The organism is Desulfococcus sp., assembly GCF_041737845.1.
Classification (GTDB): domain Bacteria; phylum Desulfobacterota; class Desulfobacteria; order Desulfobacterales; family Desulfococcaceae; genus Desulfococcus.
The window spans coordinates 24,252-39,852 of the sequence record NZ_JBGSQX010000059.1; the positions used below are offsets into that span (position 1 = coordinate 24,252).

The 15,601-nt window shown below is 61.5% G+C and carries 13 protein-coding genes; 11 read left to right on the forward strand and 2 right to left on the reverse strand.

The genetic code is table 11. The annotated features are described in order from the left end of the window. Positions 1-116: 116 nt before the first annotated feature. Together ACEW8N_RS06550 and ACEW8N_RS06555 are read left to right on the forward strand one after the other, a co-directional pair. Positions 117-1,619 (forward strand): nitrogen regulation protein NR(II), encoded by a 1,503-nt coding sequence (locus tag ACEW8N_RS06550; RefSeq protein ID WP_373498998.1) that lies wholly within the window; start codon positions 117-119, stop codon positions 1,617-1,619. A 70-nt stretch (positions 1,620-1,689) separates the two neighbouring features. Then, positions 1,690-3,249 carry an ATP-binding protein gene (locus ACEW8N_RS06555; protein WP_373498999.1) on the forward strand — a complete coding sequence of 520 codons (1,560 nt, stop codon included), beginning with the start codon at positions 1,690-1,692 and terminating at the stop codon, positions 3,247-3,249. Between the two features lie 59 nt (positions 3,250-3,308). Here ACEW8N_RS06555 and ACEW8N_RS06560 read toward each other — a convergent pair whose 3' ends face one another. Next, positions 3,309-3,695, reverse strand: a complete 387-nt coding sequence (locus tag ACEW8N_RS06560) for a response regulator transcription factor (protein WP_373499000.1) — start codon at positions 3,693-3,695, stop codon at positions 3,309-3,311. 470 nt (positions 3,696-4,165) lie between these two features. On the opposite strand from ACEW8N_RS06560, the gene ACEW8N_RS06565 reads away from it, so the two are divergent. The 6 genes from ACEW8N_RS06565 to ACEW8N_RS06590 are packed head-to-tail and all read left to right on the forward strand — an operon-like array spanning position 4,166 to position 11,144. Next, positions 4,166-5,536 carry a sigma-54-dependent transcriptional regulator gene (locus ACEW8N_RS06565; RefSeq protein ID WP_373499001.1) on the forward strand — a complete coding sequence of 457 codons (1,371 nt, stop codon included), beginning with the start codon at positions 4,166-4,168 and terminating at the stop codon, positions 5,534-5,536. Between the two features lie 35 nt (positions 5,537-5,571). After that, positions 5,572-6,729 carry a cobalt-precorrin 5A hydrolase gene (locus tag ACEW8N_RS06570; protein WP_373499002.1) on the forward strand — a complete coding sequence of 386 codons (1,158 nt, stop codon included), beginning with the start codon at positions 5,572-5,574 and terminating at the stop codon, positions 6,727-6,729. Then, the gene (gene cobJ, locus ACEW8N_RS06575) at positions 6,678-7,415 is read left to right on the forward strand and encodes a precorrin-3B C(17)-methyltransferase (protein ID WP_373499003.1); all 738 of its coding nucleotides are present in this window, start codon (positions 6,678-6,680) and stop codon (positions 7,413-7,415) included. Before ACEW8N_RS06570 ends, cobJ begins: the two co-directional genes overlap by 52 nt. 4 nt (positions 7,416-7,419) lie before the next feature. Continuing rightward, complete coding sequence (locus ACEW8N_RS06580; protein ID WP_373499004.1) at positions 7,420-8,931, forward strand: cobyric acid synthase; 1,512 nt, start codon at positions 7,420-7,422, stop codon at positions 8,929-8,931. A gap of 21 nt (positions 8,932-8,952) precedes the next feature. Then, the gene (locus tag ACEW8N_RS06585) at positions 8,953-10,467 is read left to right on the forward strand and encodes an AAA family ATPase (RefSeq protein WP_373499005.1); all 1,515 of its coding nucleotides are present in this window, start codon (positions 8,953-8,955) and stop codon (positions 10,465-10,467) included. Then, complete coding sequence (locus tag ACEW8N_RS06590; RefSeq protein WP_373499006.1) at positions 10,467-11,144, forward strand: hypothetical protein; 678 nt, start codon at positions 10,467-10,469, stop codon at positions 11,142-11,144. The genes ACEW8N_RS06585 and ACEW8N_RS06590 overlap by 1 nt, the downstream gene beginning before the upstream one ends. 30 nt (positions 11,145-11,174) lie before the next feature. Here ACEW8N_RS06590 and ACEW8N_RS06595 read toward each other — a convergent pair whose 3' ends face one another. Further along, on the reverse strand, positions 11,175-12,140 hold the full coding sequence (locus ACEW8N_RS06595; RefSeq protein WP_373499007.1) for a serine/threonine protein kinase: 966 nt from the start codon (positions 12,138-12,140) through the stop codon (positions 11,175-11,177). Positions 12,141-12,486: 346 nt separating this feature from the next. Here ACEW8N_RS06595 and lptF point away from each other — a divergent pair, with 346 nt between their 5' ends. From lptF to lpxK, 3 genes are all read left to right on the forward strand, one after another. Further along, positions 12,487-13,650, forward strand: coding sequence for an LPS export ABC transporter permease LptF (lptF, locus tag ACEW8N_RS06600; RefSeq protein WP_373499008.1), 1,164 nt, complete (start codon positions 12,487-12,489; stop codon positions 13,648-13,650). Next, positions 13,647-14,942 (forward strand): 3-deoxy-D-manno-octulosonic acid transferase, encoded by a 1,296-nt coding sequence (locus ACEW8N_RS06605; RefSeq protein ID WP_373499009.1) that lies wholly within the window; start codon positions 13,647-13,649, stop codon positions 14,940-14,942. Before lptF ends, ACEW8N_RS06605 begins: the two co-directional genes overlap by 4 nt. Then, positions 14,939-15,601: tetraacyldisaccharide 4'-kinase (gene lpxK, locus ACEW8N_RS06610; protein ID WP_373499010.1), on the forward strand; the 663-nt coding region annotated here is incomplete at its 3' end. The genes ACEW8N_RS06605 and lpxK, both read left to right, overlap by 4 nt.

Genomic DNA, 15,601 nt, shown 5'->3' on the forward strand with positions numbered 1-15,601 from the left:
TTCTCTTTTGCGCCATTCTTTATTCATTGATTATATCAACTCCTTCCGATATATTCCGCCCTGCATACCCGTCAATCCAGACGACCGGCCGACACATCCAATTGAGGAGAGGGCGCATGCACAGCGACACCGAAAAGGAGTACCTGATTCGGGCCATCGATGCCTTTAAGCGAAGGATCATCGTCGTTTCCCCGGATCATGTCATCCTCGCCGCCAACCAGTTCGCCAAAAGCCGTTTCAAGACGGATATCATCGGACGCCCCTGCCACGAGATGCTCTGGAACAGCGACATGCCCTGTGAGGACTGCCCCCTGGGCATGATTGCCGAAACCCGCGCGCCCGCCGTCATTCATAAATCGAGCTTCCTCACCCAGAAAAAAAACTATTGCCACTATTTTTATCCCCTGCCCCCGAAGGATGAAGAGGGGGATGGGATGGTGGACGCCATCGCCATGCTCGACTTCGACATCCCCTTCGTGGAGGGGCTCGAAGAGAAGCTCCAGCGCTCCAACGCATTCCTCAAGAACATCATCCTGAGCTCCGTGGACGGGGTGATCGCCGCCGACCGCAAGGGAAAGATCTTCATCTTCAATGACGCCGCCGTGGAGATCACCGGCTACAGCATGTACGAAGGGCTTCACAAGCTCATGATCTGGGATATCTATCCAAAGGATGATATCGCCTACGAGATCATGAGGAAGCTCCGGAGCAAGGATCACGGGGGCAAAGGCAAGCTGAAGTTCTACCAGTTGGACATTCAGCATAAAAACGGCACGATCGTCCCCATCCGCCTGAACGCCGCCCTCGTCTACGACGGCAAGGACGAGGTCGCGACCATCGGTTTCTTCCACGATCTCCGGGAGGAACTCGGCATGAAGGAAAAACTGGAAAAAACGCGCCTCCAGCTCCTCCAGGCCGACAAGATGGCCTCCCTGGGCAAACTCTCCGCCGGCGTCGCCCACCAGCTCAACAACCCCCTGGGCAGCATCACCCTGTTCACCAAGCTGGTGCTCGAGGACTATGACCTGGAAGACGCCATCCGGGAGGACCTTTCCCGAATTCTGAAGGATGCCCAGCGCTGCCGCGACACGGTCAAGGAGCTTCTCGAATTCGCCCGCCAGACCCGGTATCAGATCAAGCCCCACGACATCAACGTCGCCCTTTCGAGGACCCTCTTCCTGCTGGACAAACAGACCCTTTTTCACAACATCGAAATCCGGCGGGCCTTTTCCGATAATCTTCCCATGGTGCCCGGGGATATCCAGCAGTTGAACCACGTCTTCATGAACCTCATCATCAACGCGGCCCAGGCCATGGCCGGAAAGGGCGTGCTGACCCTGAAGACCGAACTTCTCCCTGAAAAAAACCGGGTGCTGATCGAAATCACGGACACCGGGCCGGGCATCCCCGACGATATCCGACCGCACATCTTCGACCCCTTCTATACCACCAAGGACGAGGGGGAAGGCACCGGCCTCGGATTGAGCCTGGCCTACAGCATCATCAAGGAGCACAACGGCATGATCGAAGCCAGGAACCGGCCGGAGGGCGGGGCCGTCTTTACGATCGAACTCCCCCTGGACCTGCCCCAGAATCCGGATCAGGGAAATGACGTTTGAGGTGAAATATTTCAGCAAGGCTCTGATCGAACAAGTTTGATGGGTCAACAACCACCGAGGATGATCAATTATGGATCAAATGAACGTACTGGTGATCGACGACGAGGACGGCATCCGGTTTGCCTGCCAGCGGATCCTCAACCGGATGGGCTTCAAGACCTTCGCGGCGAACCGGGGGCAGGCAGGGCTCGACATCATCAAGCAGGAGATGATCTCCATCGTCCTGCTGGACCTCAAGATGCCGGGGATGGACGGCTTGGAAGTTCTCCGGCACATCCGGGAGGAGGACGAGTCGATCCTGGTCATCATCATCACCGGGTTCGCCACCATTGAGACGGCCATCGAGGCCATGAAGCAGGGGGCCTACGATTTCATCCCCAAGCCTTTCGAACCCGAGCACCTCAGGATGGTCGTCGACCGGGCCCGGGAGAAGCTGGTCCTGACCATGGAAACGGAGATGCTGGAGGCGCAGCGGCGGAAGACCCTCCTGGATCTGGGCATGGAAAAAAGCCGGATCCGCACCATCCTGGAATCCCTTCCCAACGGGCTGGTGGTGACCAACGTGCGTGGCCAGGTGGTCCTGGTGAACCCGTCTTTTTTCCACCTGATGGGCATCGATCCCTGCCGGATGACCGGAGAACGGATCGAGGCCTACGTCGATGACAAGGGCTTCTGCGATCTGGTCATGGACATCTCCCAGGGGAAGTATTCCGCAACGGACGACCCCCCGAGCTATGAACTGGCCCTGCCCAACAACACCTACCTCATGGCCAAGGGCCGGCCGGTCATGGGCGAGGACGGCGAATGCATCGGGGCCGTCATCACCCTGGTGAACATCACCACCATGAAGGTCCTCGATCAGCTGAAAAGCGAATTCGTTGCCAAGGTCACCCACGAGCTGCGCTCCCCCCTTTCCACCATCCACGAGCAGCTGGCCATGGTGCTGGGCGACATGATGGAAAACGACACGGGCGCCGATAAGGAGGAGGAGCAGTACCTCCTCTCCCGGGCCAAGGAAAAAACCCAGGGGCTGATCTCCCTGATCGGGGATCTTCTGGACCTCTCCCGCCTCGAATCCGGGGCCATCACCCACGAACCCGTCCCGGTCAGGCTGGACGACCTCCTGAGAAGCATCGTCGATTTTCTGGGGGCCCGCGCGGGCGCCAAACGCCAGACGCTCACCGCCGTCCTGCCCGAGACGCCGATGCCGACGATCACCGCCGATCCCATGGGGCTGGAAAGCATTTTCGGGAACCTGGTCACCAACGCCATCAACTACACCCCGGAAGGCGGCAGCATCACGGTGACGGCAATCAGCGAGGGGGGAAGGATCCAGGTCGAGGTTTCAGACACCGGGTTTGGGATCGACGAGAAATACCTTGGCAAGATATTCGAACGGTTCTATCGGGTCAAGAACGAGAAGACACGGTTCATCACCGGGACGGGACTGGGGCTGCCCATCGTGAAAAGCCTGGTGGACGCCATGAACGGCACCATCACCGTGGAGAGCCGGGTGGACCAGGGCACGACGTTCACCGTGCGCCTGCCCTTGGAGAAAACAGAACCCCTCGTATGCCCGCCGCCGCCCGGCCTTGTCCAAGGCGACGCGGCATCGCCCAGGGCATCCTGATTCGGATGCCCTGTTTCGGATGCGCTACCCCTATTGCCGGCGCGGCGGAATAGGGGCGATCAGGCCAACAGGTCCTTTACGCTCTGGACGATCTGCTCGGTGGAATCCGGCCCCTTGGGAATGTAATCGTCGGCCTCCATGCTGATGCCGTCGAAATGGGAGTAGCGGGTCGAGGAGACGTGATCGGCCACCGCCGTCAGCATGACGATGGGAATGTCCGAAAAAGCCGGATTCTTCTTCAACTCCGCGCAGACCTCATAGCCGTCCTTCTCGGGCATCATGACGTCCAGGACGATGCAGTCCGGGCGTTTGGCCTTCACCTTCTCGATGGCTTCCACCCCGTTGTAGGCCGCCTCCACGGCAAAGCCGGCTTTTCTCAGTCTTCCCCCCACGATGGAGATCACGTCGGGCTCGTCATCAACGACCAGTACGGTTTTCTGACTCATGGCTTTTCCTCCTTATTTTGGGTATCCTCAAACATGTAAGCTTTCGACCGCTGTTGATTTCAACTTGTTGCCCTGACTAAAAGCAAACAGCGTGCCATATCCTGCCCGTCCCACTCCCACCCCCCAGAATAACGGGGACCTGGCGGCGGCGCACCCTGCTCCTGCGGCATATCGGGAAAACCGTCGACCCCCGAAAATCATCCCATCCCCGCCCACCAAAGCACCGGCGGCATCGGAGGGGGTGCGCAGCTTTCGGCCACAGCCATGCCATTTTGGCGCATATTGTCAGTTAACCGATTTGATTTCAAATAGTTATTTAAAGCAGTGCCATTCTGGCATATGCCATTCTGGAATGATGTTTGCTTTCGATTCAACGATGTGCTACCTCCCTGTCTGTATGTTGATGATGCAGGTGGACGGCATGCCGTCCACCTGGCGTGCACCCACGAGATTCGGTAAAACAACGGACCATGGACGACAGAATCCTCCTGATCGACGACGACCCCGACTACCTCGATCTTCTCCGGCGAAGGCTGACCATCGAGGGCTTTCACGACATCACCGGCGAAGCCGACCCCCTTGCCGCCGCCCGGCGGTTCGCCGACGGCGAGCGCTTCCACCTGGCCCTCATCGACATGAACATGCCGGACCTGAACGGCATGGCCCTTCTCGACCGGATCAAGAACACCAGCCCATACACCGAGTGCATCATGGTGACGGCGGTCAACGAGGTCCAGATCGCCGTCGCCTGCATCCGGAAGGGAGCCTACGACTACCTCGTCAAACCCGTGTCCAAGGAGAGCTTAGCCCTCTCGGTCAAGCGGGCACTGGAGCGGAAGCACCTCCTGGACCTCCTTGACATCGACAAACAGAAATCCCTGCCCGAACTGACCCGCACATCGCCCTTCAGGGGGATCGTCACCCGCTCCCGAAACGTCCTCAAGGTCCTCAAGGAGGCGGAACTCCACGCCCACAGCGACGTGCCCATCCTGATCACCGGGGAGAGCGGCACGGGCAAGGAGCTCCTGGCCAAGGCCGTCCACCGGGCCAGCTCCCGGGCGGGCCGCCCCATGACGACGGTCAACATGGCCGCCGTCACCGAGAGCCTCTTCGACGCGGAGTTCTTCGGCCATGCCAAGGGGGCCTTCACCGGCGCGGACAAAGCCCGCGTGGGCTATCTGGAGCATACCGACGGCGGCACCCTTTTCCTGGACGAGATCGGCATCCTGCCCATGGCCCTCCAGGGAAAGCTCCTCCGGGTCCTCCAGGACGGCGAGTACATGACCATCGGGACCAACCAGCCCCGCCGGACCGACGTACGGATCATCGCCGCCACCAACGAGGACATGGAACAGCTCATCGAGCAGCGAAGGTTCCGCCAGGACCTCTACTACCGCCTTCGGGGCGGGTGGCTTCACCTCCCCCCCCTTCGCGACCGGCGGGCGGACATCCCGCCCCTCATCAACCTCTTCCTCGACGAATTCTGCGGGGAGGGCCAGCGATGCCGGGTGGACGTCCAGACCATGGCCCTGCTCATGAACTACGATTATCCGGGCAACATCCGCGAGCTCCGGTCCATCATCCAGTCCGCGGTGAACCTGGCCCAGAGCGGCCCGATCCTTGCCGGATGCCTTCCCGAAGCCCTGCGGGCCGGAAAGCGCGCACCCGATCTTGAACCGCCCCGGGACCCGGGCCCGGTCATCACCCTTGCCCAGCTCGAAAGAGAGCATATTTTAAAGGTCTACCGGCGGTTCGACCGGAACAAGAGCCGGACGGCGCGGCACCTGGACATCGGTCTCAACACCCTGCGGAGAAAGCTTGCAGCCTACGGCATGGATTGAGCGGAGATCACCCTTTCCGGTCATGGATGGTCATCATGGATAACATCGGCATCTGGGCCATCACGCCCAACGGGGTCCGCCTGGCCGAAAGGCTTCGGCGTGCCTTTCCGGGGGCCTCGGTCTATCTCTCTGCGGCCGTCGGGCTTATGCCCGCCGCATGGCCGGCCGGGAGGTTCGAGCGACTCTCCTCCGCCGTCTCCGAACAGTTCAGCCGCCACGACGGCCACCTCTTCATCATGTCCACCGGGATCGTGGTCCGGATAATCGCCCCCCTCCTGCGGGACAAGACCGTCGACCCGGCGGTGGTGGTCATCGACGAACTGGGTGTCCACGCCATCAGCCTCGTCGCCGGCCATATCGGCGGGGCCAACGCCCTGGCCCGGCGGGCGGCGGAGGCCATCGACGCCGTCCCCGTCATCACCACGGCCACGGACATCAACCAGCTTCCCGCCATCGACACCCTGGCCTGCGAACTGGGGCTCGCCATCGAAAACCCCGGCGCCATCAAACACGTGAGCATGGCCTTCCTCACCGGACGGCCGGTGCGGCTCCACGACCCCTTCGGCCTGGTCCGGGACTGCCTGCCGCCGGAAACCCTGGCCCGGGACGACGGCACCACCACGCCCGGTGAGGCCCCGGGCCCCGCCCCCGATATCTATGTGGACGACAGCGTAGTTGACCTGCCCCGGCAGGTTCTGATATTGCGTCCCCGTTCCCTCGCGGTGGGCATCGGGTGCAACCGGAACACCGCCGCCGACGAGATGAAGGCGCTGCTCCTAAAAACCCTGGAACGGTTCAGGCTCTCCCCCCGGAGCGTCTTTACCCTGGCCAGCGTGGACATCAAGCAGGACGAGGCGGGGCTCGTCACCCTGTCAGAATCCCTGGGAATCCCCCTGGTTTTCTTCGACCGGGAAACCCTCAAACAGGTATCCGCCATCGCCACGCCATCGGCCATGGTGGAAAAACACATCGGAGTCAAAAGCGTATGCGAAGCAGCGGCAATCCTGGCAGCCAGGAACGGGGAGTTGATTGTTCCCAAACAGAACACGAAAAACGCGACGGCGGCCGTGGCCCGAATCTCCTCTATGTCATCGGCATCGGCCCGGGCGGGCCGGAATACCTCTGCCTTCGAGCCCACGACGTGCTCCAGGAGGTCTCCGCCGTCGCCGGATACACCACCTACATCGACCTGATCCAGCCGCTCATCGCCGGCAAAAAGATCATCCAGACCCCCATGAAGCGGGAGGTGGAGCGGGTGGAGGCCGCCATCGAGACCGCCCTCGCGGGCGAGTCCTGCGCCATCGTTTCCAGCGGGGACGCGGGCATCTACGCCATGGCCGGCCTGGTATTCGAGATGTGCCAGAAGAAGGGGATCACCATCCGGGCTCCCCGTATGGATGCCCCCGCAGCGGGCGACGAAGCGCTCCTCATCGAGGTCATCCCCGGCATCCCGGCCCTGGCCGCGGGCGCCTCCCTCCTGGGCGCCCCCCTCACCCATGATTTTGCCGCCATCAGCCTGAGCGACCTCCTCACCCCGTGGGAACTCATCGAACGACGGCTCGACGCGGCCGCCTCCGCCGACTTCGTCATCGCCATCTACAACCCCAGGAGCAAACGGCGGAGCGATCACCTCGAAACCGCCCAGAAGATCATTTTACGGCACCGCACGCCCGGCACCCCGGTGGGGATCGTCACCGGCGCCATGCGGGACAACCAGCGGGTCGTGATCACGACTTTGAGCGACCTCCACCTGGCCGAGGTCGACATGCAGACCACCGTCTTTGTCGGCAACAGCAGCACCTTCGAATACCTGGGCCACATGATCACCCCCCGGGGCTACGCAACGAAATACGATCTGGACGAGAAGAAGGCGGGATAACGGAATGAATTGCCGACATCAACCCAAAGCCCCCTGCATCGCCGCGTTCGGCACGGGCTCGGACGTGGGCAAGAGCGTCGTGGCGACAGCACTGAACCGTTTTTTTCTGAACCGGGGCCTCTCGGTGGCGCCCTTCAAGGCCCAGAACATGTCCAACAACTCCGGGGTTACCCCCGAGGGGCTCGAGATGGGCCGTGCTCAGATCGTCCAGGCCGAGGCGGCCCGGATTCCGCCCCACGTGGACATGAACCCCATCCTGCTCAAACCGACCACGGACGTGGGCTGCCAGGTGGTCCTCATGGGCGAGGCCGTGGCCAACCAGACCGCGAGCGAATACCACACCCGGAAGGCGCATCTCTTCGACGCCGCGTGCCGCTCTCTCGACCGGCTCCGCGATCAGTACGACCTGGTGGTGATGGAGGGGGCCGGGTCGTGCGCCGAGGTCAACCTCATGGCCCACGACATCGTCAATTTCCGCATGGCCGAGTATGCCGACGCGCCGGTGATCCTCATCGCCGACATCCACCGGGGCGGCGTATTCGCGCAGCTCGTGGGCACCCTGGAATGCCTGCCGCCCGAGCGTCGGGACCGCATCTCGGGCTTCATCGTCAACCGCTTCCGGGGCGACATCCGGCTCTTCGACGACGGGGTGAAATGGATCGAAGCCAAAACCGGAAAGCCGGTCTTCGGGGTGCTGCCCTGGTACACCCACATCACCATCGAGGCCGAGGATTCGGTGGTCATCGAGAGCCCGCCCGCCGTCTATCGGGAAAAAGGAGAAACACCCGCCGTCGCCGTGGTCCGCATCCCCCACATCTCCAATTTCACGGATTTCGACCCCCTCTCGGCCCTCCCGGGAATAGATCTCTTCTTCATCGAAAAGGTGCAGGACCTCTCGGGCTTCGCGGCCGTGATCCTGCCCGGATCCAAGAACACCCGGTTCGACCTGGACTGGCTCAAGGAGACGGGCTGGGGCCGAAAGCTCGCCACCTATGCAGAACAGGACGGCCGCATCCTTGGCATCTGCGGCGGATACCAGCTCATGGGGCGCTTCGTACACGACCCCCACGGCCTCGAGGGCGCCCCCGGCACCTCCGAGGGGCTTGGGCTCCTGCCGGTGGAAACCACCCTCATGGCCCCCAAGACCACGACCCTGAGCCGGTTCGCCTGGGGGGATGTCGAGGGCACCGGATACGAAATCCACATGGGCCGGACCGACCGGCTGGGGGGATCGCCCCTCTTCGCGGTGCTGTCCCAGAACGGCCGGGCGCCCGAAAACGACCAGGACGGCTGCGTCAGCGACGACGGCCGGATCATGGCCACCTACATGCACGGCCTCTTCGACACCCCGGCTGTCACGCGGCGATGGCTCGACGCCGTGGGCCTCGCCCATGTCGACACGGCGGGCACGCCGGCCGGCCCCGCGGCCCGGGACCGGGAGTACGACCGCCTGGCCGAACATTTGGAGAAGCACGTGGACACCGAGGCGATCATGAAACTGATCAAATCGTCTTAACCACCAAATAACGGAGGGGGTATGCTCACGCGCCTCAAAGTTACCGGCTTTAAAAACCTTGTGGATGTGGATGTCCGCTTTGGCCCGTTTACCTGCATTGCAGGCGCAAACGGTGTCGGCAAGTCGAACCTATTTGACGCCATTCGGTTTTTGAGCGCCTTGTCCAACGACACTCTCCTCAATGCGGCTCTGTCAGTTCGTGATGCAAAGGGGAAAACATCAGATATCCGCAATATATTTCACCGTTCCGGGGACAACTTCAGCAAAACCATGACGTTTGAAGCGGAAATGATCATACCAAAAGAGGGTATCGACGATCTGGGGCAAACAGCCAAGGCATCGATTACCTTTGTAAGGTATGCATTGAAGTTGGCCTATCGAACGGATGAAAATCTTTCCTCTCTTGGATCTCTTGAGATCATTGAAGAAAAACTTGAGCGAGTCAATTTAGGTGATGCACCAAACTGTCTGAAATTCCCTCATAAGGTAAGTTCATGGAGAAAATCGGTCCTAGAGGGAAGACGAACTGCGCCCTTTATATCTACAGAGGATAAAAACGGAAAAGGTCCGGAGGATAAAAACGAGAAAAAAAATATCATCGAACTTCATCAAGATGGTGGAGGGGGTCGCCCAAAAAAAATTCTTGCAGACAAGTTGCCCAGAACCGTGTTGTCCACGGTCAATGCCACAGAAAGTCCAACCGCACTGATTGTCAGAAAGGAAATTCAATCCTGGCGGCTTCTGCAACTCGAACCTTCCGCGCTAAGGGAACCAGACGATTTTACAACCCCGCCCGGAATGGGAGCCAACGGCTCGCACTTGCCGGCCACCCTGTATGCTTTATCAAAAAGTCATCAAATGAAGCATCAAAACAATGCTCCGAAAACATGGGTTTATGACCAAATCACCCATCGACTAAGTGAGTTGATCGATGATGTTTATTCGGTAACCATAGATAGGGATGAAAAGCGCCAGCTCTTGACGCTCAATATCATGGACAGCCTGCAAACCATCCACCCCGCGCGCTCGCTTTCCGATGGAACCCTGCGGTTTTTGGCCTTGGCGGTTCTTCAAGCCGATCCAAAATCCACCGGTCTTATATGCCTCGAAGAGCCGGAAAATGGAATTCACCCGGACCGGATACCGGCAATTCTGGAGCTCCTCAAGGATATCGCTACCGACGCCAATGAATCCGTCGGGCCGGACAACCCTTTGCGCCAGGTGATCATCAACACACATTCGCCCTCCGTTGTGAAACTGGTTCCGGAGGGCAGCCTCCTGGTTGCCGAACTAAAAGAGGTCATAAAGAACCGGAATAGGCTCAAGGGATGTTTCTTCAGCTGGCTGCCCGACACATGGCGTTCGGAAGCAGAGCCAAAAATCCATCCTGTGCCTTTGGGGCGGCTCTTAAGCTATCTTGACACAGCCCACGCTTCCCTTGATGACGCGGCCTTCGCACCTGAACAGCAAGCCCGTCGGGTCATCGATCGGCCGGACCTTAAACAGATGCAGCTGGGTTTCGAGGAGCAATGTTGATGGCCTCGCTGCGGTATGCGCTTCTTGCAGACGGCAATTCCGATGCCGCTTTAATGCCCATTTTGACCTGGGCGCTGCGGGAAAGCGGCCTCCAAATCGCCATTAACCCCATGTACCCTGATCGCCGGTCTTTAAAAAGGGCGTCAACCTTGGAAAACAGAATACGTCGAACGATAAGATATTATCCCTGTGATGTTCTGTTCATCCATCGGGATGCTGAAAAAGCCCCGATCGTAATGCGTTTGGAAGAGATACGGGATGCCATGAACGAAACAGGCATAAGCGTCCCGTTTATCTGCGTCATACCGGTCCGCATGCAGGAAGCCTGGCTGATCTTTGATGAAAGCGCCATCCGAAAGGCCGCCGGAAACCCCAACGGCATCCACCCGCTTCCTTTGCCGGAAATAAATCGGGTCGAAAGCATTCCGGATCCCAAAGCCTTGCTGCATGATGTGCTGAAAACAGCCTGCGGCCTCAGCGGACGCCGACTCAAGAAATTCAACGTTCGACAGGCCGCCCGCAGAATTTCAGAATTTATCGACGACTTCTCTCCGCTGCGAAATCTCACGGCGTTCAACGTATTTGAAAAAGAGCTGAATCAAATTGTTCAAGAACATTTTATCGAAGGGATGGATGCCTCCATACCCGGCAGGAAAATAAAAAGCCGATCATCATAGACCCCATCGTCCTCCGCCTGGTCCGGATGCCTACCCCGACAGGGCCTCCATCATGCAGGCATACTGGGTCCTGAGGTCCTGGACCTCGCCGGCCCAGAACCGGTCGGTGCCCCAGTCCGGGTACTGGGTCTGGAACTGATAGTCGCCCCGCTGCATGGCGCACCAGGCCGTGAAATAGATCATCCGCATGGCCCTCAGCCCCTCGATCAGAAAGGGCCATCGGTGATCCGCGTCGCGGAACTGGCTGTACCCCGAGAGGAGGAGCTGGTAGAAACGGTCGGAAGCCGGATAGCGATCGGGCAGAAGCAGCCAGAAATCCTGGACCGGGACCCCGTTCATCATGTCGTCGAAATCGATCACCATCAGGCCGTCGTCCGGCCGGTTGAGGATGTTCCCGGCATGGAAATCGCCGTGGATGCGGATGGTTTCGAGGCCCGCAAACCGGGGAGCGGCAGCATCGATGATCCGGGCGCAGATATCGCCGTATTTGTCCCGGTAGGACGGCGTGACCGCGTCCCCGACGAGCTGCCGCACGTAGGCTGCGGTGGTGGTTTCGGGCAGGAGCCGCTGACGGGCGGGGGCAGGTCGCTTCTGCCCTGCGTTGTGGAGGCGCCCGAGGAGGACGCCCACCCGACGCCAGGACGCCTCGTCCTCGATATCGAAGCGCCGTCCGGCCCTCTTGGGAAAAACCGCGAAAAAAATCTCCCCCAGGCGGCCCAGGGTCCTGCCGTTTTCGAGGTCCAAGGGGCCGACCACGGGGATGTCGATCTCCGCGCAGTCGGCCAGGAAATCGTGTTCGTCCTGGAGGGCCTCGCGGGACCAACGCCCCGGGCGATAGAACTTGGCGATGTAGGCGGTATTGTCCTCCGCCTGGACCTCGTAGACCCGGTTGATGTAGCTCTTGAAGGGCCGGGCCAGGGGCGTCAACTCGGTGCCGATGGCCTTCTCGAGGGCAGGCAGGAAACGGTCAGGCGTCAACTCGGAAAAACTGCTCATATGAGGCAACTGCTTTCATAGGTCCGGCAAGGCCGCCGCAGCGGAGGGTCATGCCGGCGTGGATAAGGCAGGGGGGCTCTCCCTCCCCCGCGGACGACAGGGCCATCCTTACGACGGAAACGACATGAAAGCAAGGCGGGAATGACGATGCCGCCGCCCCGGCGGGGGGCGCCCGATTTCCCGGATTCCCAGAAGCAGCCGCGGGAGCCGATGAGGTCGGTATTGACTTGAACGGCGAAGCCCATTACAGTAGGCGCTTCAATTTCACCGGGCTCCGGTGAAAAGGCGGCGGCGCCTCGCCGGCTGCAGGGACCGTGTTCAACTCAGGAGCTGCTTTTGACGTGATATGAAATATAATGCCATCATCATCCGGTACGTCCTGAAGGAGATGTTCCCGCCGTTTTCCGTCAACATCCTGTTTTTCATGTTCGTCTTTCTCCTGACCGAAATCCTCAACATCACCGACATGATCGTTAATTACAAGGTGGGCCTGTGGGTGGTCGTAAAGCTGCTCGTCTTCTCCATGCCGTACTTTCTGGTCTTCATCCTGCCCATGTCGGTGATGATGGCCATCCTCCTGACCTTCCTCCGCATGTCGAGCGACAACGAGATCATCGCCCTCAAGGCCGGCGGCGTCGGCATCTACCAGCTTCTTCCGGCCGTCTTCGCCTTCTGCTTTCTGGGCGCCGCCCTCACCGCGGTGATGACCGTCTACGGCCAGCCCTGGAGCCGGACCTCCCTGAAAGCGCTGACCATCGAGATCGCGAGATCCAGCATCGACATCGGCCTCAAGGAGCGGACCTTCAACAACGCCTTCAAGGGGGTCATGCTCTATGTCAACACGATCGATCTGAAAAAAAAGGAGCTGATCGATGTGTTCATCCAGGATGAACGCAACCTGAACACCATGGTCACCGTGGTCGCCCCATTGGGGAAAATGGTCAGCGATCCCGACAGGCTCCTGTTTCACCTTCGGCTCCATAACGGGACCATCCACCAGGTCGACCTCAAAAAGCAGTCCGTCAACACCGTTCATTTCGATACCTACGACATCCAGCTCGATCTCAAGCAGGCCATGGAAAGCCTGCCCGACGAGCCCACCCACGAGCAGGAGATGAGCCTGTCCGAACTGCGGAGCCATCTGAAGGATCCGCCGTCCAGGGATTTCCGCTACTACCGGAGGCTCATGGAATTCCACAGAAAATTCGCCATCCCCGCCGCCTGTTTCGCCCTGGGGCTCCTCGCCGTCCCGCTGGGGGTCCAGTCCAAATCCGCCCGGAAAACCTTCGGGCTCGCCCTGGGGTTTTTCCTTTTCCTCTTCTACTACCTGCTGCTTTCCGCGGGCATGGTATGGGGGGAGACCGGGGCCTATCCGCCGGCCATCGGCATGTGGCTTCCCAACATCGTCACCGCCGGCATCGGCTGGATTCTCCTGGTGAGGACGGTCCAGGGACGCCCGGTCTACATCGAGCGGCTTCCCCTTCTCTTCGCCTGGATGCGCAGAAAATGATCCTCTACAATCTCGCCCTGGCCGTCGCCGCCCTTGCGGGGCTTCCGATCCTCCTGCTTCTGGTGCTCTGTTCCGAAAAGCGGCGCCGCACCGTTCTGGAGCGCCTGGGGCTCCGGGGCCTTCCCCCCGGCCGGGGCAAAAGCGGCATAGATCGCCGGCGGATCTGGGTCCACGCCCTCTCCGTGGGCGAGGCGGCCTCGGCCGTTCCCCTGGTCCGTCGGCTCCGGGAGCACTTCCCCGGTCATGACATCTTCTTCTCCGCCTCCACACGTACCGGGTTCCTGACGGCCCGGCGCCTCCTGAAGGATGCCGTGCGCGCCCTGTTCTTCTTTCCCTACGACCTCCCGTTCTCGGTCGCGCGGGTGGTCCGCCGGGTATCCCCGGATATCATGGTGATCATCGAGACGGATCTCTGGCCCAATTTTCTGGCAGACCTGAACCGGCGGGCCGTGCCGGTCTTCCTCGTCAACGCGCGGCTCTCCCGCCGGTCTTACACGGGGTACCGCCGCCTGTCCTTTTTCACCCGGAAGGTCTTCCTGAAACTGACCCGGATCGGGGCGCCGTCTGCGGAAGACGGCCGCAGATGGGCGGGGCTGGGGGTCCCGGCCGACCGGATCCTCGTCACGGGCAATATCAAGTTCGATCAGCCCATCTCCGGCATCTCCGACGATATGGGGCAGCGGATGCGGCGTTCGCTCGCCGTCGCGCCGGGCCGGCGCATCCTTGTCGCGGGATCGACCCACGACGGCGAGGAGACGCACCTGGCAGACGCCTTCCTCCGGCTGCGCGAGGCCTGCCCCGGCCTGTGCCTCGTCGCAGCCCCCAGGGACCCGGCCCGGGCCGCGGAAGTCCGCCGGATCTTCCTGTCGGCGGGGATCGCGGCCCAGACCCTCACGGCGGTGGAACACGGGGCGGACACCCCTTTCGATGCCCTGGTGGTCGACCGCATCGGCCTTCTCAGCACCCTTTACCCCCTGGGCGACGCGGCCTTCGTGGGCGGAAGCCTCGTGGACCGGGGCGGTCACAATCCCCTGGAGCCCGCGGCGGCGGCCGTCCCCGTCTTCTTCGGCCCCCATATGAGCGATTTTCGGGAAATCGCGGCCCTCCTGATGGAAGCGGGCGGCGCCCTGGAAGTCCCGGACGGACGGCGGCTTGCCGAAACCCTCAAGGCCCTCCTGGACGACCCCGCCCGCAGGGCCGCCATGGGCCGGGCCGCCCTTGACACCGTCATCCGCAACCGGGGGGCCGTCGATCGAACGGTTGACCTGATCGCGGAGGCCCTGCCGTCGTGAAGCGCCTCCGGAGCCGGATTCACGCCGTCATCCGGGACCCGCGCCCCAAAGCGGGCGGCGCCCTTGGATGGGCGCTCTCGGCGGTCGCCCGGGGCTACGGCAAGCTCATGGCCGAGCGGGCCCGCTGGTATGAGACCGGACGCCTGCCGTCGAGGCGGCTCCCCTGCGGGGTCGTCTCGGTGGGGAATATCACCGTGGGGGGGACCGGCAAGACCCCCATGGCCCTCCGGCTGGCCCGGGAATTCGCCTGCGCCGGGCGCCGCACGGTGATCGTGAGCCGGGGCTACCGGGGCCGGGCCGAGGCCGAAGGCGGCATCGTGAGCGACGGCGGGTCTCTCTTCATGACCGCGGACGCGGCCGGAGACGAGCCGTTCATGATGGCCGAAAGCCTCATCGCAGCCGGTCTGGATGTGCCGGTGGTCGTGGGCCGGAACCGCCACGCGGCCGGCATGACGGCCGTCTTTCGCTTCGCTCCGGAGGTCGTCATCCTGGACGACGCCTTTCAACACCTCAGGCTCAGGCGGGACCTCAACCTCCTCCTTCTGGACGGAACGGCCCCCTTCGGCAACGGCCGGGTCCTCCCGCGGGGGCCGCTCCGGGAACCCCTTTCCGCCCTTGCCCGGGCCGATGCCGTCATCCTGACGCGCTGCCCGCCGGGG